Source organism: Klenkia sesuvii (assembly GCF_037083825.1).
GTDB classification, from domain to species: domain Bacteria; phylum Actinomycetota; class Actinomycetes; order Mycobacteriales; family Geodermatophilaceae; genus Klenkia; species Klenkia sesuvii.
Genome location: NZ_JBAPLU010000008.1, coordinates 64,841 through 82,505 on the forward strand (window position 1 = coordinate 64,841; position 17,665 = coordinate 82,505).

The 17,665-nt window shown below is 74.7% G+C and carries 19 protein-coding genes and 1 pseudogene; 11 read left to right on the forward strand and 9 right to left on the reverse strand.

The window, feature by feature from the left end; all coding sequences use genetic code 11:
- The first annotated feature begins 68 nt into the window (after window positions 1-68).
- Window positions 69-143, forward strand: coding sequence for a 50S ribosomal protein bL37 (locus TEK04_RS21355; RefSeq protein ID WP_369299104.1), 75 nt, complete (start codon window positions 69-71; stop codon window positions 141-143).
- Between the two features lie 62 nt (window positions 144-205).
- Here the strand turns inward: TEK04_RS21355 and rsrA are convergent, their stop codons facing one another.
- Both rsrA and TEK04_RS09830 read right to left on the reverse strand, forming a co-directional pair.
- Window positions 206-523 carry a mycothiol system anti-sigma-R factor gene (rsrA, locus tag TEK04_RS09825; protein ID WP_336404157.1) on the reverse strand — a complete coding sequence of 106 codons (318 nt, stop codon included), beginning with the start codon at window positions 521-523 and terminating at the stop codon, window positions 206-208.
- A complete protein-coding gene (locus TEK04_RS09830; protein ID WP_336404158.1) occupies window positions 520-1,206 on the reverse strand; it encodes a sigma-70 family RNA polymerase sigma factor in 687 nt (228 codons plus the stop codon). The genes rsrA and TEK04_RS09830 overlap by 4 nt, the downstream gene beginning before the upstream one ends.
- A 210-nt stretch (window positions 1,207-1,416) precedes the next feature.
- Between TEK04_RS09830 and ybaK the strand changes: the two genes are divergently transcribed.
- The gene (ybaK, locus tag TEK04_RS09835; protein WP_336404159.1) at window positions 1,417-1,893 is read left to right on the forward strand and encodes a Cys-tRNA(Pro) deacylase; all 477 of its coding nucleotides are present in this window, start codon (window positions 1,417-1,419) and stop codon (window positions 1,891-1,893) included.
- Between the two features lie 4 nt (window positions 1,894-1,897).
- On the opposite strand, the gene TEK04_RS09840 is transcribed toward ybaK, so the two are convergent.
- Window positions 1,898-3,400, reverse strand: a complete 1,503-nt coding sequence (locus TEK04_RS09840) for a fused MFS/spermidine synthase (protein ID WP_336404160.1) — start codon at window positions 3,398-3,400, stop codon at window positions 1,898-1,900.
- 1 nt (window position 3,401) lies between these two features.
- The gene (locus tag TEK04_RS09845; RefSeq protein WP_336404161.1) at window positions 3,402-4,148 is read right to left on the reverse strand and encodes an SOS response-associated peptidase; all 747 of its coding nucleotides are present in this window, start codon (window positions 4,146-4,148) and stop codon (window positions 3,402-3,404) included.
- Window positions 4,149-4,270: 122 nt separating this feature from the next.
- On the opposite strand from TEK04_RS09845, the gene TEK04_RS09850 reads away from it, so the two are divergent.
- The 3 genes from TEK04_RS09850 to rsgA are packed head-to-tail and all read left to right on the forward strand — an operon-like array spanning window position 4,271 to window position 8,097.
- A complete protein-coding gene (locus tag TEK04_RS09850) occupies window positions 4,271-5,698 on the forward strand; it encodes an NAD-dependent succinate-semialdehyde dehydrogenase (protein WP_336404162.1) in 1,428 nt (475 codons plus the stop codon).
- Between the two features lie 58 nt (window positions 5,699-5,756).
- On the forward strand, window positions 5,757-7,070 hold the full coding sequence (aroA, locus tag TEK04_RS09855; RefSeq protein WP_336404163.1) for a 3-phosphoshikimate 1-carboxyvinyltransferase: 1,314 nt from the start codon (window positions 5,757-5,759) through the stop codon (window positions 7,068-7,070).
- Between the two features lie 13 nt (window positions 7,071-7,083).
- The gene (gene rsgA, locus TEK04_RS09860; protein ID WP_336404164.1) at window positions 7,084-8,097 is read left to right on the forward strand and encodes a ribosome small subunit-dependent GTPase A; all 1,014 of its coding nucleotides are present in this window, start codon (window positions 7,084-7,086) and stop codon (window positions 8,095-8,097) included.
- An 8-nt stretch (window positions 8,098-8,105) separates the two neighbouring features.
- Here rsgA and TEK04_RS09865 read toward each other — a convergent pair whose 3' ends face one another.
- A complete protein-coding gene (locus TEK04_RS09865; protein WP_336404165.1) occupies window positions 8,106-8,654 on the reverse strand; it encodes a DUF2087 domain-containing protein in 549 nt (182 codons plus the stop codon).
- 23 nt (window positions 8,655-8,677) lie between these two features.
- Between TEK04_RS09865 and hisN the strand changes: the two genes are divergently transcribed.
- Window positions 8,678-9,469 carry a histidinol-phosphatase gene (hisN, locus tag TEK04_RS09870; protein WP_336404166.1) on the forward strand — a complete coding sequence of 264 codons (792 nt, stop codon included), beginning with the start codon at window positions 8,678-8,680 and terminating at the stop codon, window positions 9,467-9,469.
- Here hisN and TEK04_RS09875 read toward each other — a convergent pair whose 3' ends face one another.
- From TEK04_RS09875 to TEK04_RS09890, 4 genes are all read right to left on the reverse strand, one after another.
- Complete coding sequence (locus tag TEK04_RS09875) at window positions 9,470-9,643, reverse strand: hypothetical protein (protein WP_336404167.1); 174 nt, start codon at window positions 9,641-9,643, stop codon at window positions 9,470-9,472.
- 82 nt (window positions 9,644-9,725) lie between these two features.
- Window positions 9,726-10,235, reverse strand: a complete 510-nt coding sequence (locus tag TEK04_RS09880; protein ID WP_336404168.1) for an XdhC family protein — start codon at window positions 10,233-10,235, stop codon at window positions 9,726-9,728.
- Complete coding sequence (locus tag TEK04_RS09885; RefSeq protein ID WP_336404169.1) at window positions 10,232-11,218, reverse strand: aldo/keto reductase; 987 nt, start codon at window positions 11,216-11,218, stop codon at window positions 10,232-10,234. The genes TEK04_RS09880 and TEK04_RS09885 overlap by 4 nt, the downstream gene beginning before the upstream one ends.
- A complete protein-coding gene (locus tag TEK04_RS09890; RefSeq protein WP_336404170.1) occupies window positions 11,215-11,955 on the reverse strand; it encodes an aldo/keto reductase in 741 nt (246 codons plus the stop codon). The genes TEK04_RS09885 and TEK04_RS09890 overlap by 4 nt, the downstream gene beginning before the upstream one ends.
- Before the next feature lie 174 nt (window positions 11,956-12,129).
- Between TEK04_RS09890 and TEK04_RS09895 the strand changes: the two genes are divergently transcribed.
- From TEK04_RS09895 to nhaA, 5 genes and pseudogenes are all read left to right on the forward strand, one after another.
- Entirely contained in the window at window positions 12,130-13,518 is a 1,389-nt protein-coding gene (locus TEK04_RS09895; protein WP_336404171.1) for a cystathionine beta-synthase, read from the forward strand.
- Window positions 13,515-14,651, forward strand: a complete 1,137-nt coding sequence (locus tag TEK04_RS09900; protein WP_336404172.1) for a cystathionine gamma-synthase — start codon at window positions 13,515-13,517, stop codon at window positions 14,649-14,651. Before TEK04_RS09895 ends, TEK04_RS09900 begins: the two co-directional genes overlap by 4 nt.
- A gap of 187 nt (window positions 14,652-14,838) precedes the next feature.
- The gene (locus tag TEK04_RS09905; RefSeq protein ID WP_336404173.1) at window positions 14,839-15,786 is read left to right on the forward strand and encodes a type IV toxin-antitoxin system AbiEi family antitoxin; all 948 of its coding nucleotides are present in this window, start codon (window positions 14,839-14,841) and stop codon (window positions 15,784-15,786) included.
- A gap of 121 nt (window positions 15,787-15,907) precedes the next feature.
- A complete protein-coding gene (locus TEK04_RS09910; protein WP_336404174.1) occupies window positions 15,908-16,402 on the forward strand; it encodes a VOC family protein in 495 nt (164 codons plus the stop codon).
- Window positions 16,403-16,496: 94 nt separating this feature from the next.
- Window positions 16,497-17,642 (forward strand): annotated as a pseudogene (gene nhaA, locus TEK04_RS09915) (Na+/H+ antiporter NhaA); the annotation flags it as partial.
- Between the last annotated feature and the right edge of the window lie 23 nt (window positions 17,643-17,665).

A 17,665-nucleotide genomic window follows, 5' to 3' on the forward strand; every position in this document is an offset into this window, starting at 1 on the left:
CGGCTCGTGAGACCCTGGACGGCCGGAGCCCGAGCAGCTCGGGGACCCGTGAGGAGAGGAGGGCAGCGATGTCCAAGCGTGGACGCAAGCGGCGCGCCCGCAAGAAGAACGGCGCCAACCACGGCAAGCGGCCCAACGCCTGACCCAGGCGGACGCACGAGGGCCCGGACGACGCCGTCGTCCGGGCCCTCGTGCGGAACGGGGGTCAGCGCTCGGTGGTCTGCTCCACGCTGACCTGCTCCACGGTGACCGTCGTGCCGTTCTCCTCGAACTGCACCTGCGTCAGCTGGAGCTTGATGCGGTCCTTGAGACCCAGCGGGGTCGGGTCGCCGCCGCAGCGCTTGCGGACGAGCGCCTTGAACTCCTGCTCGATGCCGAACTCGCGCAGGCACGGCGAGCAGTCCTCGAGGTGCTCGGCGATGACCGCTCGGCGCTCGTCGCCGGTCTCGTGGTCCAGGAACTCGAAGACGTGGCTGAGCACGTCGTCGCAGCTGGTGATGTCCACCTCGGGCCGGTCGCTCACGACGTCGCCCCCTCTCCGGCGCCCGCGCGCGCGAACCCGCGCTCACGGGCGTAGTCGGCGAGCAGTTTCTGCAGACCACGGCGGCCACGGTGCAGCCGGGACATCACCGTGCCGATGGGCGTGCCCATGATCTCGGCGATCTCCTTGTAGGCGAAGCCCTCCACGTCGGCGAGGTACACGGCCAGCCGGAAGTCCTCGGGCAGCTGCTGGAGGGCGTCCTTGATGTCGGAGTCGGGCAGGTGGTCCAACGCCTCCATCTCGGCCGACCGCAGGCCCGTCGAGCTGTGCTCCTCGGCGGCGAACAGCTGCCAGTCCTGCACCTGCTCGGTGGGGTACTGCTGCGGCTGCCGCTGCTTCTTGCGGTAGTTGTTGATGTAGGTGTTGGTCAGGATGCGGTACAGCCAGGCCTTGAGGTTGGTCCCCTCGGCGAACTGGTGGAAGGCCGAGTAGGCCTTCACGAACGTCTCCTGGACCAGGTCCTCGGCGTCGGCCGGGTTGCGGGTCATGCGCAGGGCAGCCGGGTAGAGCTGGTCGAGGAAGGGCAGCGCGTCGCGCTCGAACCGGGCGTCGCGCTCGGCCCGCGTCTCGGTCTGCTCGCTGCGGCTCCCGTCGGCCCGCGCCTCGGGCGTCTCGACGACCGGCGAGGCCTGGGGTCCCTGGGCTTCCGTGCTCTCGTCGGGCACCGACCGTCCTCTCTGCGGTGCCCGCAGAGGGGACACCACGTCGGTCGATCCTAGTCGCGCGGGCACGGCCCGGCCGGGCGGACGACGGACGACCACCACGGGCGCCTGGCCCCGGCGGTCCCTGCTCGGTGCTGCTGTCCCGGTCACGGAGGGTGCAGCGCGCACGGGGCCACGGGCATTCCCCGCAGCCGTCGTCCTAGGGTCTGCGCCATGGCGGCGACCCCTGCGGTGCGGGTGCTGGTGGCGGCGGGTGTGGCCCACGAGCTGCGCACCTACGACCCCGACGACCACGCCGCGGGTCAGGGGTACGGCGAGGCCGCGGTGCACGCCCTGGGGCAGGACCCGGCCCGGGTCTTCAAGACCCTGCTGGCCCGCCTCGACGGCGCCCTGGTCGTGGCCGTGGTGCCGGTCTCGGGGCAGCTGGACCTCAAGGCGCTGGCCGCGGCGCTGGCGGGTCGCAAGGCGGCCATGGCCGACCCCGCCGACGCCGAGCGCAGCACCGGCTACGTGCGCGGCGGCATCAGCCCGCTCGGGCAGCGGAGGGCCCTGCCGACCGTGGTCGACGCCTCGGCCCTCGACCTGCCGACCGTGTGCGTGAGCGGCGGGCGCCGTGGCCTGCAGGTGGAGCTGGCCCCGGCCGACCTCGTGGCCCTCACCGGCGCCCGGACCGCGGCCATCAGCCGGTGACCGCTCACCCGTAGGGGGTGAGCAGCTGGTCGACCGGGGCGAAGTCGTCGGTGAGCACCGGTGCCGCGCCGACGAAGGCGTCGAGCTCGTCGCCGACGACCACCTGCCAGGGCAGCTGCCGGTCGGCCAGCGCTGCGGTGAGGGCCGCGGTGCCCAGCGGCGAGCGCCCGGCCACCGCGACCACGTTGCCGCCGTCCTCCCCGGCCACGACGGGGGCCCGGGCAAGCAGGGCGACGTGCGGGAACACCTCGCGCATGGTGGCCAGCTCGGCCCGGAGGAACGACAGCGGCCCGTGGTCGATGAGGTTGACCGCGTAGACGCCCTCGTCGGCCAGCGCCCGGTCGACCAGCTGCAGCGCCTCGACGGTGGTCAGCTGCCACGGCACGGCGAGCCCGCCGAACGCGTCGCCCACCACCAAGTCGCGCGTGCCGGCCGGCTCGGCGGCGAGGCCGATGCGGGCGTCACCGACGTCGACCTGCAGCTCGGGGGAGGTCTGCAGGCCGAGCTCGGCCCGGTCGAGGGCGAGCACCCCGGCGTCGACCTCGAGCACCCGGCTGGTGGTGCCCGGACGCACCTCGGCGAGGTAGCGCGGCAGGGTCAGCCCGCCACCGCCGACGTGCAGCGCCGACAGCGGCGCGTCGGGCGCCCCCACGGTGTCGGTGACCGCGGCGATCGCCTGCACGTAGCCGAATTCGAGGTGCGTGGGGTCGTCGAGGTCGACGTAGGAGTGCCGCAGCGTGTCCAGCACCAGGGTGCGCCCGCCCTCCCGCGCGGGGTCGGCGACGACCCGCGCGCAGTGGTAGGTGGTCTCCACCTCGCAGGGGTCGGGGGCCAGCACGGCGGCCCCGGTGCCGACCAGGGCGGCGACCAGCAGCGCGACGGGCAACCGGACCGCGGCCGAGCGGCGCAGCACCACCCACAGCAGCACCCCGGTGGCCACCACCACCAGCCCCGTGCCGACCAGGATGGCCGTCGTCGGCAGCAGGGCGACCAGCACGAAACCGGTGCCGAACGTCGCGGCGATGCCGCCGAGGGTGCCGATGCCCGACAGCCGGCCCACGACGGTGCCGGTCTCGCGCAGGCTGCCCAGCTGCAGGGCCACGACCATGGGCGGCACGGCCGACAGCAGCGTGACCGGGACGACGACCGCGACCGCGGCGAGCAGCAGCACGTTGCCCGCCGCGGCGCCGGCCAGCAGCGCCCCGGCGAACCGCACCACCGGTGCCACCGCCACCAGCAGCGCCCCACCGGCGACCAGCAGCGGCACCAGCAAACCGCGCGGGTCACGGCGGTCGGCCACCGCGCCCCCGGCCCAGGCGCCGGCGGCGATGGCCGCGAGGGCGAAGCCGATGACCGCGGTGTTGGTCTGCAGGGTGATGCCGACGTAGGGCGCGATGAGCCGCAGCCCGGCGATCTCGAGCACCAGCACCGCGCCCGAGGACACGAAGGTGACCGCGGCGGCGAGCCAGCCGGGCAGGGCCCGGGACCCGGGTTCGGGGGCGGTCACCTCAGAACAGCGCGGGCTGGTCGGCCGGTTCGGGCACCGCGTCCTGCCGGGCGGTCAGCTGCTCCCCGCCGTTGGCGACGTTGCCCACGGCGGGGCCGACCGGGCGGATCTCCAGCCCCTCGACGAGCTCGGGCGGGGTCGGGGCGGCCAGCGCCTCGACGTCGTCGCGGGCCGGGTCCAGCCAGTCGGCCCAGCGGTCGCGCGGGAGCACCAGGGGCATGCGGTCGTGGATGCCGGCGAGGGCTCCGACGGCCGGGGCGGTGACCACGGTGCAGGAGTACAGCCTGTCCTCCCCCCGGCCCCAGACCTCCCACAACCCGGCGAAGGCCAGCACCGAGCCGTCCTCGGGGGTGACGTACCAGGGCTGCTTGCCCGGGGCGTGCTCGCGGGGGGACCACTCGTACCAGCCGTCGGCGGGCACCAGGCACCGCCGGGCCCGGGCGGCCGTGCGGAACGCCGGCTTGGTGGTGAGCGACTCAACCCGGGCGTTGAGCATGCGGGTGCCCACCGAGACGTCCTTCGCCCAGGAGGGCACCAGGCCCCACCGCACCACCCGCAGCTCGCGGTGGCTGGCACCGGTGGGGGCGCCCTCGGCGTCGCGTTCCCGGGCCTGCCGGACGACGTGCACGTCCTTGGTCGGGGCGACGTTGTAGTCGGGCCCCAGCCGCGGCTGCCCCTCGGCCGGGACGGCCTCGAACTCGGCCGCCAGGTCCTCGGGACGGCGACTGGCCGCGTAGCGCCCGCACACGGTGACCTCCTGCTGGTGGGTGACTGCTCCCGAGGGTAGGGGCGGGCACCGACAGCCGTGTGCCGTCGGACCCGTGGGGTAGGACTGCACCGACCCCTTCAGCGACGAGAGGCACCCGCACCGTGACGAGCACCGACACGAGCACCGACGCGAGCACCGACGCGAGCACCGACCGGGTCTACGCGACCGTGAACCCCTACACCGGGGAGACCGAGGCCGAGTTCGACACCCTCTCCCCCGAGGAGACCACCGCCGCCGTCGAGCGCGCCCACACCGCCTTCCTCGAGTGGCGCCGCCGCAGCGTCGCCGACCGTGCCGCGGTCGTCGGCCGGGCCGCCGACCTCATGCTCGAGCGCACCGACGACTTCGCCGCCCTCATCACCAAGGAGATGGGCAAGCGCATCCAGGAAGCAGCCGGGGAGGTGCAGCTGGCCGCGAGCATCCTGCGCTACTACGCCGACCACGCCGAGGAGTTCCTCGCCCCGCGCACCATCCAGGTCATGAAGGGCGAAGCGGTGGTGGTCAACGAGCCCACCGGTGTCCTGCTGGCCATCGAGCCGTGGAACTACCCGCTCTACCAGGTGGTGCGCGTCGCCGGCCCCAACCTGACCCTGGGCAACACCGTCCTGCTCAAGCACGCCGAGAACAACCCGCAGTGCGCCCTGGCCCTGGAGCAGCTGTTCCGCGACGCCGGCGCACCGGAGGGCGTCTACACCAACCTCTTCCTGCGCATCTCCGACACCGAGCGCGTCATCGCCCACCCCGCCGTGCAGGGCGTCACCCTCACCGGCAGCGAGCGGGCCGGGTCCGCCGTGGCGTCGCTGGCCGGCAAGCACCTGAAGAAGTCGGTCCTCGAGCTGGGCGGCAGCGACCCGTTCGTCGTCCTGGACACCCCCGACCTGGGCCGCACCGTCAAGGCCGCGACCATGGGCCGCATGGCCAACACCGGCCAGGCCTGCATCGCGGCCAAGCGCATCATCGTGCTGGCCGACGTGTGGGACGAGTTCGTGTCCGGCATGCAGCAGGCCTTCTCCGGTTTCGCCCCCGGCGACCCGGCCGACCCCGCCACCACCCTGGGTCCGCTCTCCACCGAGAAGGCGGCCCAGGAGCTGCACGCCCAGATCCAGGACGCCGTCGACAAGGGCGCGACCGTGCTCGCCGGCGGCGGCCGCCCCGAGCACGACGGCGCCTTCGTCGAGGCCACGCTGCTCACCGGCGTGACCCCGGGCATGCGCGCCTACTCCGAGGAGCTGTTCGGCCCCGCCGCGGTGCTCTACAAGGTCGACACCGAGGACGAGGCGGTGGCCCTGGCCAACGACAGCGACTACGGGCTGTCGGCCGTCGTCTACTCCGGGGACGCCGAGCGCGCCCGCGGGGTGGCCGACCGGCTCGAGTCGGGCATGGTGTGGATCAACCAGCCCTCGGGCTCCTCCCCCGAGCTGCCCTTCGGCGGGGTGAAGCGCTCCGGCTACGGCCGCGAGCTCTCCGAGCTGGGCATGTTCGAGTTCGCCAACCGTCGCCTGGTGCGCACCCTGCCGGCCACCAAGTGAGGTGCGGGCAGGGGGACGACCACGCAGACGACGGCGGCGACCGGGCAGGATGCACGGCATGAACAGCTGGGCCGCCCCCTGCCGCCGCGAGCCCGTCGACGCGGTCGTCACCCTGCCCGGCTCCAAGTCCATCACCGCCCGCGCCCTGGTGCTGGCCGCGCTGGCCGAGGGCCCCTCGCGGCTGGTGCGCCCGCTGCGCGCCCGCGACACCGACCTCATGGCCGACGCGCTGCGCGCCCTCGGCGTGGGCATCGAGGTCGAGGCCGGCGGGGAGGCCAGTGGGGTGCCCAGCGGGGTGGATACCGACTGGGTGGTGACGCCCGGGCCGCTGCGCGGGCACGTCGAGGTCGACGCCGGCCTGGCCGGCACCATCCTGCGGTTCCTGCCACCGGTGGCCGCCCTCGCCGACGGCCCGGTCACCGTGGACGGTGACCCCCGGTTGCACGAGCGACCCAACGCCGGGCTCATCGCGGGCCTGCGCGGCTGCGGCGTCCGGGTCGACGACGACGGGCGCGGCACCGCGCCGTTCACCGTGCACGGCACCGGCGCGGTCGCCGGGGGCGCGGTCACCGTCGACGCCAGCGAGTCCAGCCAGGTGGTCAGCGGCCTGCTGCTGGCTGCCGCCCGGTTCACCGACGGGCTCGACCTGTCGCTGGCCGGCGGCGTGCCCTCCCTGCCGCACGTCCAGATGACGGTCGAGGCCCTCGCCGAGCACGGCGTCCGGGTCGAGCGCACCACCACCGGCTGGCGGGTGCACCCCGGGCCGGTCGCACCGGTGGACCGCGTGGTGGAGCCCGACCTGTCCAACGCGGCCCCGTTCCTGGCTGCCGCGCTGGTCACCGGTGGCCGGGTCACCGTGCGCGACTGGCCGGCACGCACCACCCAGCCCGGCGCCCACCTGGAGCACCTGCTCCCCCGCATGGGCGCCGACGTGCAGCGCACGTCCGCGGGCCTGCAGGTCACCGGGGGAACCCGCATCACCCCCCTGGTCGCCGACCTCTCCGAGGTGGGCGAGCTGACCCCCGTGCTCGCCGCCCTGTGCGCGCTGGCCGACGGCCCCTCCCGGCTCACCGGCGTGGCCCACCTGCGCGGGCACGAGACCGACCGGTTGCAGGCCCTCGACGAGGTGCTCACCGCCACCGGCGCCGTCGTGGAGCAGCTACCCGACGGCCTGGCGATCACGCCCGGCCCGCTGCGGGCCGCCGAGCTGGACTCCTACGCCGACCACCGCATGGTCATGGCCGCCGCCGTGCTGGGCCTGGCCGTCGAGGGCGTGGTCGTCCGCGACCCGGGCACGGTGGCCAAGACCCTGCCCGACTTCGTCGACCGGTGGGCCGGGTTGCTCGGCGAGCACGCGGGAGCGGTCAGCTGAGGCGGCGGGTCTGATGGCCGGGCGCACCTTCGACAGCCGCTCCGACGAGGACGACGTCCGGGTCCGGCCGGGTCGGCGCGGCTCCCGCCCCCGCACCCGCACCCGCCCCAGCCACGACGACGCCGTCCCCGGGCTGGTCGTCGGGGTCGACCGGGGCCGCATGACGGTGCGGGTCGACCACCCCGACGGGCCGGTCGAGGTGACCGCGATGCGCGCCCGCGAGCTCGGCAAGCACGGGGTGGTCACCGGCGACCGGGTGCGGCTGGTCGGCGACACCAGCGGGCGCACCGACACCCTGGCCCGCATCGTCGTCATCGAGCCGCGCAGCACCGTGCTGCGGCGCACGGCCGACGACACCGACCCCACCGAGCGCGTGGTCGTGGCCAACGCCGAGCAGCTGGTCGTGGTCACCGCGGTCACCGACCCCGACCCGCACGTCGGGTTCCTCGACCGGTGCCTGGTCGCCGCGTTCTCCGGCGGGCTCACCCCCCTGCTCTGCCTGACCAAGGCCGACCTCGGCAGCCCCGACGCGCTGCTGGCCCGCTACGCCGGGCTCGAGGTCGAGGCGCTGGCGGTCAGCCGCGACACCGCGCTCGACGAGCTGCTCCCCCGGCTCGCCGGGCACCTGTCGGTGCTGGTGGGGCAGTCCGGGGTCGGCAAGTCGACCCTGGTGAACCGGCTCGTGCCCGACGCCGAGCGGGCCACCGGTGGGGTGAGCAAGGTCGGGAAGGGCCGGCACACGTCGTCCTCGGCGGTGCTGCTGGACCTGCCCGGCGGCGGCATGGTGATCGACACCCCCGGCATCCGCAGCTTCGGGCTGGCCGACACCGACCCCTCCGACGTCCTGGCCGCCTTCGACGACCTGGCCCAGGTCGCCCGCGACTGCCCCCCGCTGTGCGCGCACACCGCCGACGACCCCGACTGCGCGCTCGACGACTGGGCCGACGAGGGCCCGCCGACCCGGGCCGAGCGGTTGGCCAGCTTCCGCCGGCTGGTCACCGCCGTCACCCGCACCCCCGGCTACTGACCCCGGGCTCAGACCTCGACGGTGCCGCCGCTGCGCCAGTAGACGCCCGCCGCGCGGGAGAGCATGCCCTCGTCGACCAGGTGACGCCGCAGCGCCGCCGTGTCGGGGTGCCACACCGCCAGCAGGGCGTTGACCTCGCGCTCGGGGTAGCGCAGACCGGGTTCGAAGACCCGGACCAGGTGGTCGAGGACCACCAGCCGCTTGCCCCGGTGGGTGGGGATCGACGTCAGCCGACCGTCCCGCACGAACGCCTGGAGCACGGCGTCGGCGGCGGGGTCGTCGGAGAGCGGCGGCGGGGGCGGCCGGTGCTCGCCGGCCTCGCGGGCCGCCGCGGCGAACAGCCCGCGGCGCAGCTCGAGCGCGGCGCCGTCGCGGCGCACCAGCCCGCCCCGGCCCAGGCGGCGCGCGGCGAGGGCGACCTCGGTCTGCGAGCGGCCGGTGGCCAGCGCGACCGAGGGGATGTCGGTGGCCCCCAGGGCGAGCGCGGCGACCACGGCCAGCCGGGTGTCGTCGGCCAGCAGGCCCACCAGCTTCGCTGCGTCGGGGTCGGTCGCCACGGCGTCCAGGCTAGGTTGCGGAGATGAGCGGACGCGGGTGGACCGAGGACATGCAGCTGGCCCACGTGCTGGCCGACCAGGCCGACGCGATCAGCATGGAGCGCTTCCGGGCCCAGGACCTGGTGGTCGACACCAAGCCCGACCTCACCCCGGTCACCGACGCCGACCGCGCGGTGGAGCAGCAGCTGCGCTCGTCGCTGGCCCGGGTGCGCACCCGCGACGCCGTGCAGGGCGAGGAGTTGGGCACCACCGGTCACGGGTCCCGCCGCTGGGTGGTCGACCCGATCGACGGCACCAAGAACTTCGTCCGCGGCGTACCCGTGTGGGCGACGCTCATCGCGCTGCTGGACGGCGACACCCCGGTGGTCGGCATGGTCAGCGCCCCGGCGCTGCACCGGCGCTGGTGGGCCGCAGCCGGCGTCGGCGCGTGGACCGGCCGCCGGTTGGAGTCCGCGACCCGCTGCCACGTCTCGGGCGTCACCGAGCTGGCCGACGCGTCGCTGTCGTACTCGTCGCTGTCGGGCTGGGAGGAGCGCGACCGGTTGGACGCCTTCCTCGACCTCACCCGGTCGGTGTGGCGCACCCGCGCCTACGGGGACTTCTGGAGCTACACGCTGCTCGCCGAGGGGGCGGTCGACGTCGCCTGCGAGCCCGAGGTGTCGCTGTGGGACCTCGCCGCCCTCGACGTCGTCGTCCGCGAGGCCGGGGGCAGGTTCACCGACCTGGCCGGCGCCCCCGGCCCGGCCGGCGGCAGTGCGGTGGCCACCAACGGCCACCTGCACACCGCCGTCCTGGAGGCCCTGGGGCCGGCCTGATCAGTGCGGCCGGCGACCGCCGCCGCCCTGGAGCCTGCTGCGCAGCTGGTCGATCTTGGCCCGGTTCTTCGGGTCCTTGGCGAACTGCTGGGCCTTGTCGGTGGCCTGCCGGATCGCCCGCTGGCCCTGCGGGCTCTTCGCGAACTGCGTGATCTTGTTCATCAGCGACGCCACGGGTGGCTCCCTCCGGTGTGCCCGGGACCTGCCTGCCGGTCCGCTCGGGGGGTCAACGGTGGCACGCCACCGACCGTTCCGCTCATCGTGCGAGCTGGCCACCCGACCGCCCGTTGCGGTCGGCCAGCAGGCCGGCCAGCGTGGAGACGGCGATCTCCGCCGGCGTCCTGGACCCGATGTCCAGCCCGATCGGCCGGTGCACCCGGGCCACCTCCTCCGGCGGCACGCCGAGCGCGGCGAGCGCGGCCACGTGGGGGCCCTCGTGCCGGGGGTTGCCCATGAGCCCGACCCACCGGGTGCCGGTGGCCAGCGCGTCGCGCAGCACCGCGCCCAGCTCGTCGCGGCGGTGGTCGCAGACCACGACGTCGGCGTGCGGGTCGGCCGGCACCGCGGCCAGCGTCGCCGTCCCCTCCGGGAGGCCACCGACCTCGCGGCCGGCCGGGTCGACCAGCACCGGCGCGAAGCCGCACTCCACGCCGAGCCGGAGCAGGGCCGCCGCCACCGGCGAGGCGAAGACGGCGACCAGGACGCGGTCGGCGGCAGGCCCCTCCGCGGTGTGCCCGTGCGCGACGCCGCAGCCCGCGTCGCTCATCGGGCTGGGCTGTCGCCGTAGGCGTACCCGGCGTCGGGGTAGCGGCCACCCGCGGCGACCCCCGGCGGGGCGATGGCGTCCAGCCGGGCGAGGTCGTCGGCGGTGAGCTCGACGTCGCCGGCCGCCGCGTTCTCCTCCAGGTAGGCCACGCGCTTGGTACCCGGGATGGGCACGACGTCCTCGCCCTGCGCCAGCACCCAGGCCAGCGCGAGCTGGCCGGCGGTGACGCCCTTCTCCCCGGCCATCGCCCGGACGGCGTCCACCAGCCGCAGGTTGGCCGCGAACGCCTCCCCCTGGAATCGCGGGTGGTCCTTGCGGAAGTCGTCGTCGGCGAAGTCCCCGGGGCTGGTGATCGCGCCGGTGAGGAAGCCGCGGCCCAGCGGGGAGAACGGCACCAGCCCGATGCCGTGCTCGCGGGCGACCGCGGCCACCCCCGAGGTCTCCAGGTCGCGGGTCCACAGCGACCACTCGCTCTGCAGCGCGGTGATCGGGTGCACGGCGGCGGCCCGGCGGACGGAGTCGGCCGAGGCCTCGGAGAGGCCGAGGTACCGGACCTTGCCGGCCTGGACCAGCTCGGCCATCGCGCCGACGGTGTCCTCGATCGGCACCTGCGGGTCGACCCGGTGCTGGTAGTACAGGTCGACGGTGTCCACGCCGAGCCGGCGGAGGCTGTCCTCGCAGCGGGCCCGCACGTTCTCGGGCCGGCCGTCGATGCGCCGGTCCTGGTTGCGGGACAGCGAGAACTTCGTGGCCAGCTGGACGGCGTCGCGACGGCCCCGCAACGCCTCCCCGACCAGCTCCTCGTTGTGCCCGTCGCCGTAGACGTCGGAGGTGTCCCAGAAGGTGATGCCGAGCTCCAGCGCCCGGTCGAGGGTGGCCAGGGCCTCCCCGCGGTCCGCCGTCCCGTAGGACTGGCTCATCCCCATGCAGCCCAGCCCCTGCGCGGACACCTCGAGCCCACCCAGCCTGCGTCGATCGGTCATGACGCCATCCTGCCCAGCGCGTCCACCCGGGCACGCTCGTCCTCGGTGAGGGAGAAGCCGAGCACGTCGGCGTTGGCGGAGATCCGCTCCGGCGTGGCCGACTTCGGGATGACGACGACGCCGTGGTCCAGGTGCCAGCGCAGCACGACCTGCGCGGGGCTGACGCCGTGCGCGTCGGCGACCTCGGCGAGCACCGGGTCGGCCAGGTCGGTGGACTTGAAGGGGCTGTAGCCCTCCAGCACCACGCCGCGCTCGCGGTGCCCCTCGAGCACCTCGGGGTCGAACAGCGCCGGCGCCCACCGCACCTGGTTGACCGCCGGGGTGACCCCGGTGGCCTCGGTGAGCTCGTCGAGCTGGGCCAGGGAGAAGTTGCTGACCCCGATGTCGCGCGCCTTCCCGGCGTCCCGGGCCGCGACGAACTCCCGCCACAGCGCGACGTCGTCCCCGCCGGTGGGCCAGTGCACCAGCCACAGGTCGACGGCGTCCACGCCGAGCGCGGCGAGGGAGGCGTCGAGGGTGGGACCGGCGGCACCGGCCCGGTCCGGCGGCAGCTTGGTGGTCACGAAGACCTCGTCGCGGGCCACGCCCGAGTCCGCCAGCGCGCGGCCGACCTCGGCCTCGTTGCGGTACATCGTGGCGGTGTCCAGGTGCCGGTACCCGGCGTCGAGGGCGGCCCGGACGGCGTCGGTGCAGGCGACCCCGGTGATCTGCCAGGTGCCGAACCCGAGCAGCGGCATGGCGCCACCCCCGGGGAGCTGGGCGGTGGGCTGGTCGGTGGCTGGGGGCACGGCTGGGGGCACGGCTGAGGACATGGCCGGTGACCTGCCCGCGACCGGGGCGGGTGACACGTGGGAGGGTCGGGGGTGGCCGGAGGACCTCCGACCATCCGCTGCCCCGCTGGAGGACCTCCCGTGCAGTACGCCGAGTCCGTCGTCGACCTCATCGGGAACACCCCGCTGGTCCGGCTGAACAAGGTCACCGCCCACCTCGGGCCCGACGCCCCGCTGGTGCTGGCCAAGGTCGAGTACGTCAACCCGGGCGGGTCGGTGAAGGACCGCATCGCCGTCCGCATGGTCGACGCGGCCGAGGAGTCCGGCGCGCTGCAGCCGGGCGGCACCATCGTGGAGCCGACCAGCGGCAACACCGGCGTCGGCCTGGCCATCGTCGCGCAGCAGCGCGGCTACAAGTGCATCTTCATCTGCCCGGACAAGGTCAGCGCCGACAAGGTGAACACGCTGCGGGCCTACGGCGCCGAGGTCGTGGTCTGCCCGACCGCGGTCGACCCGGCCGACCCGCGGTCCTACTACTCGGTGTCCGACCGGCTGGCCCGCGAGACCCCCGGCGGCTGGAAGCCCGACCAGTACTCCAACCCGGCCAACCCGCAGTCGCACTACGAGACCACCGGCCCCGAGATCTGGGCGCAGACCGAGGGTCGGGTCACCCACTTCGTCACCGGTGCGGGCACCGGCGGCACCATCTCCGGCGTCGGCCGCTACCTGAAGGAGGCCTCCGGCGGGAAGGTCCAGGTCATCGGCGCCGACCCGGAGGGCTCGGTGTACTCCGGCGGGACGGGGCGGCCGTACCTGGTCGAGGGCGTCGGCGAGGACTTCTGGCCCAGCACCTACGACCGGACCGTGGCCGACGAGATCGTGGCGGTCTCCGACGGCGACTCGTTCGCGATGACCCGCCGCATGGCCCGGGAGGAGGGCCTGCTGGTCGGCGGGTCGTGCGGCATGGCCGTCGTCGCCGCGCTGCGGGTGGCCGAGCGGCTGACCAAGGACGACGTCCTCGTGGTGCTGCTGCCCGACGGCGGCCGCGGGTACCTGAAGAAGATCTTCGACGACGACTGGATGGCCGACTACGGCTTCGTGGAGGCCGCCGACGGCGAGACCGTGGGCGAGCTGCTGCGGGCGAAGTCCGGCACCGACGGGTTGCCCGCACTGGTGCACACCCACCCCACCGAGACCGTCCGCGAAGCCATCGACATCCTGCGCGAGTACGGCGTCAGCCAGATGCCGGTCGTGCGGGCCGAGCCGCCGGTCACCGCCGGCGAGGTCGTCGGGTCGGTGGCCGAGAAGACCTTGCTGGACAAGCTGTTCTCCGGCGCCGCGGCGCTGTCGGACACCCTGGAGAGGCACATGAGCGCACCGCTGCCCATCATCGGCTCGGGCGAGGCGGTCTCCGCCGCGGTCGCCGCGCTCGGCGACGCCGACGCGCTGCTGGTGCACGAGGACGGCAAGCCCGCCGGGGTCGTCACCCGGCAGGACGTGCTCGGCCACCTCGCGGGGGTGCAGTCGTGAGCGGGTTCAGCACGCGGGCGATCCACGACGGGCAGGAGCCCGACCCGACGACCGGTGCCGTCGCCGTCCCGCTGCACCTGACCAGCACCTACAAGCAGGACGGCGTCGGCGGGCTGCGGAGCGGCTACGAGTACAGCCGCAGCGCGAACCCGACCCGCACCGCGCTGCAGGAGGCGCTCGCGTCGCTCGAGCAGGGCGCCACCGGGTTGGCGTTCGCCTCCGGGCTGGCCGCCGAGGACGCCCTGCTGCGCACCGTGCTGGTCCCCGGCGACCACCTGGTCATCCCGATCGACGCCTACGGCGGCACGTTCCGGCTGATCAGCAAGGTGCTGCAGCGGTGGGGGGTCGAGCACACCCCGGTCGACCTGTCCGACCTCGACGCCGTGCGCGCGGCGTTCCGGCCCAGCACGAAGCTCGTCTGGTGCGAGACGCCCACCAACCCGCTGCTGGGCATCGCCGACATCGCAGCCCTGGCCCAGCTGGCGCACGAGCACGGCGCGCTGCTGGCCGTCGACAACACCTTCGCCTCGCCCTACCTGCAGCAACCGCTGACGCTGGGCGCCGACGTCGTCGTCCACTCGACGACGAAGTACCTGGGCGGGCACTCCGACGTGGTCGGCGGCGCGCTGGTGGCCGCCGACGCCGAGCTGGGCGAGCGGCTGGCGTTCCACCAGAACGCGATGGGCGCGGTGGCCGGGCCGTTCGACGCCTGGTTGGTGCTGCGCGGGATCAAGACGCTGGGCGTGCGCATGGACCGGCACCAGGCCAACGCGGCGAAGGTCGCCGAGTTCCTGGTGGGGCACCCGGCGGTCTCCACGGTGCTCTACCCCGGCCTGCCCACCCACCCCGGGCACGAGGTGGCGGCGCGGCAGATGTCCGGGTTCGGCGGGATGCTGTCGTTCCGGCTGCGGGCCGGCGAGGAGGCGGCGCTGGCGGTCTGCGAGCGGGCCCAGGTGTTCACCCTGGCCGAGTCCCTCGGCGGGGTGGAGTCCCTCGTGGAGCACCCGCACCGGATGACGCACGCCTCGGTCGCCGGCAGCGCGCTGGAGGTCCCCGCCGACCTGGTGCGCCTGAGCGTCGGGATCGAGGACGTCGAGGACCTGCTGGCCGACCTGGACCAGATGCTCGGCTGACCCCCTCCCCCTCTCCCCCTCCCCCTCCCCCTCCCAGTTGATCACGGACCTGTGCGCGTGACACGCCGCGTCGAGGTGTCCTGGGGTCCGTGATCGACTGCGGGGTCGGCGTCCACAGGGGCGGCGGATTTCCACAGATCAGCCGCGGGCGCCCCACCGGGCCGCTCCTGGCCCCAGGCTGCGCGGCATGCACCTGGCCTTCTACCGCACCGTGGCCCGGCAGGGCGGGGTCTTCACCACCGAGCAGGCCCGTGACGACCACTCCGAGCTCGAGGTCCGCCGGCAGCTGCGCGGTGGCCGCTGGCGCCGCACCCCGTGGCGCGGGGTGCTCGTCGACGCCGACCTGCCCGACCACCCGGCGGTGCTGGTCCGGGCCGCCTCGTTGCTGCTCGGTGGCGACCTGGTCGCCTGCCGGACGACGGCGGCGCTGCTGCACGGCTTCGACCTCGGTCTTCCCGGCCCCCTGCACTTCCTCGGGCCGGAGAGCATGCGCGACACCCGACGTCCCGGCATCGACGTCCACCCCTCGCACCTGGGCACCGATGACGCCGTCCTGGTCGCCGGCGTGTGGTGCACCCCGGCGGCCCGCACCGCGTGCGAGGTGGTGCGCACCTCCCGGACGGTCGACGGCCTGGCCACGCTCGACCTCGCCCTGCGCGTGGCGGCCTGCACCGCCGACGAGCTGGAGGCAGCCGAACCGGCGCAGGAAGGTCAGCGCGGCGTGCTGCACCTGCGCCGGCTGCTGCCGCTCGCCTCCCCCTTGCCGGAGTCCCCGATGGAGTCACGGGCCCGCTGGCGCTACGTGGAGGGCGGGTTGCCCGTCCCCGAACCGCAGGTACCGGTCGGCCGTCGGTTCCTCGACGTCGGCTGGGGCGAGGAGCAGGTGGGCGGGGAGTACGACGGGCTCGAGGGTCACATGACCAGGGAGCAGCTGCGCGCCGACCGGGCACGGCACAACGAGGTCACCGCACTGGCGTGGACCCTGCTGCACCTGACCGACCACGACGTGTACCGCGCCCCCCAGCAGATGGTCCGGGCAGCGGCCCGCGCGCTGCGCATCCCGGAGCCCCCCGCGCTGCGGCACCTCCGCCCGGCTCCACCGATCCGCTCCGTCCCGCTCCCCCCTCCCCGATGATCACGGACCCCCGGACACCGGAGCACGGCGTGGCGCGCACGCAGGTCCGTGATCATCGGGAGAGGCGGGGGCGGGCGCAGCGGGACGGCGAGGGGTTGACGGCGGTGGGATGGTTGAACACATGACCATCGACCTGCCGGCGATCGAGGCCACCCGGGCACGGCTGCGCGAGACGCACCTGCGGCCGACCGGGGAGCGACCCGCCTCGACCGCCCGCGGGCTGCACCACACGGCGCTGGTCAGCAGCGACGTCGAGCGCACCATCGCCTTCTACCAGGGCGTGCTCGGGTTCCCCCTGACCGAGCTCATCGACAACCGCGACTACCCCGGCAGCTCGCACTTCTTCTTCGACATCGGCCACGAGAACCTGCTGGCCTTCTTCGACTTCCCCGGCCTCGACCTCGGCCCGTACGCCGAGGTCCTCGGCGGCCTGCACCACGTCGCCATCAGCGTCGAGCCGGCCCGCTGGGAGGAGCTGGTGGGCAGGCTCACCGAGGCCGGCGTCGAGCACGTCGTCCACTCCGGGGTGTCGGTGTACTTCCGCGACCCCGACGGGGCCCGCATCGAGCTCATCGCCGACCCGCTGGGTGAGATGTACGGGGAACACGTCCTCTAGAAGCGGGGTTGCTGGCACCGTGACCCAGGCTCCCCGCCCCGGGCCGGCGCTGCGTGTCGCGGTCCCCACCCTCTCGCCGTCCTCCCGGCTCTACATGGGCACCGAGGCCGGCGGCTCGGCGCTCCTGCTCGCCGGCACGCTGCTCGCCCTGGCCTGGGCGAACTCACCCTGGGCAGCGGGGTACGAGGCGTTCTGGTCGACCACCGCCAGCCTCGGCGTCGGCGACGCCGTGCTGTCGATGGACCTGCGGCACTGGGTGAACGACGGCGCGATGGCCCTGTTCTTCCTGGTCGTGGGCCTGGAGATCACCCGCGAGGTGGCCACCGGCGAGCTGCGCGACCGCCGCTCGGTGGCCGCCCCCGCCCTGGGTGCCCTGGGTGGCCTCGCCGTCCCGGCGCTGGTCTACCTGGCGTTCAACCCCTCCGGCGACGCCGCCCACGGTTGGGGCATCGTCATGAGCACCGACACCGCCTTCGTGCTGGGCGTGCTGGCGCTGTTCGGCCCGCGCTGCCCCGACCGCCTGCGGCTGTTCCTGCTCACGCTGGCCATCGTCGACGACATCGGCGCGATCTCGGTGATGGCGCTGTTCTACTCCGACGAGATCGTGGTCCCCGCGCTGGCGGTGGCCGGTGCCCTGGTCGGGGTCCTGCTGCTGCTGCGCTGGCTCGGCGTCTGGACGTTGACCCCCTACGTCCTCACCGGTGTCGCCCTGTGGCTCGCGGTGCACGAGTCCGGGGTGCACGCGACCCTGGCCGGGGTGCTGGTGGGGCTCCTGCTGCCCTCCCGGCCACCCAGCCGCAAGGAGGTCGACCGGACAGCGGCCTTCGGTCGCGCGCTGCGGGAGGACCCCGACGCGGCCAAGGCACGCACCACGAAGCTGGCCGTCGCCTCCACCGTGGCGGCCAACGCCCGGCTGCAGGAGTCGCTGCACCGCTGGACGGCCTACCTGGTGGTGCCGGTGTTCGGCCTGGCCAACGCCGGCGTGGTGCTCGACGCCGGCACGCTGCGCGCCGCCGCCACCTCGCCCGTGACCCTGGGCGTGGCCGTGGCGCTCGTGGCCGGCAACGCGGTCGGCATCACCCTGGGTGCCGTCGTCGCCCTGCGCACCGGCTGGGGTGTCCTGCCCGGCGGTGTGCGGTGGTCGCACCTCGTGGCCGGCGCCACGCTGGCCGGCATCGGCTTCACCATCTCGTTGTTCATCACCGACCTCGCCTTCGACGACGCGTTGCTGCGCGAGCAGGCCAAGATCGGCATCCTGCTGGG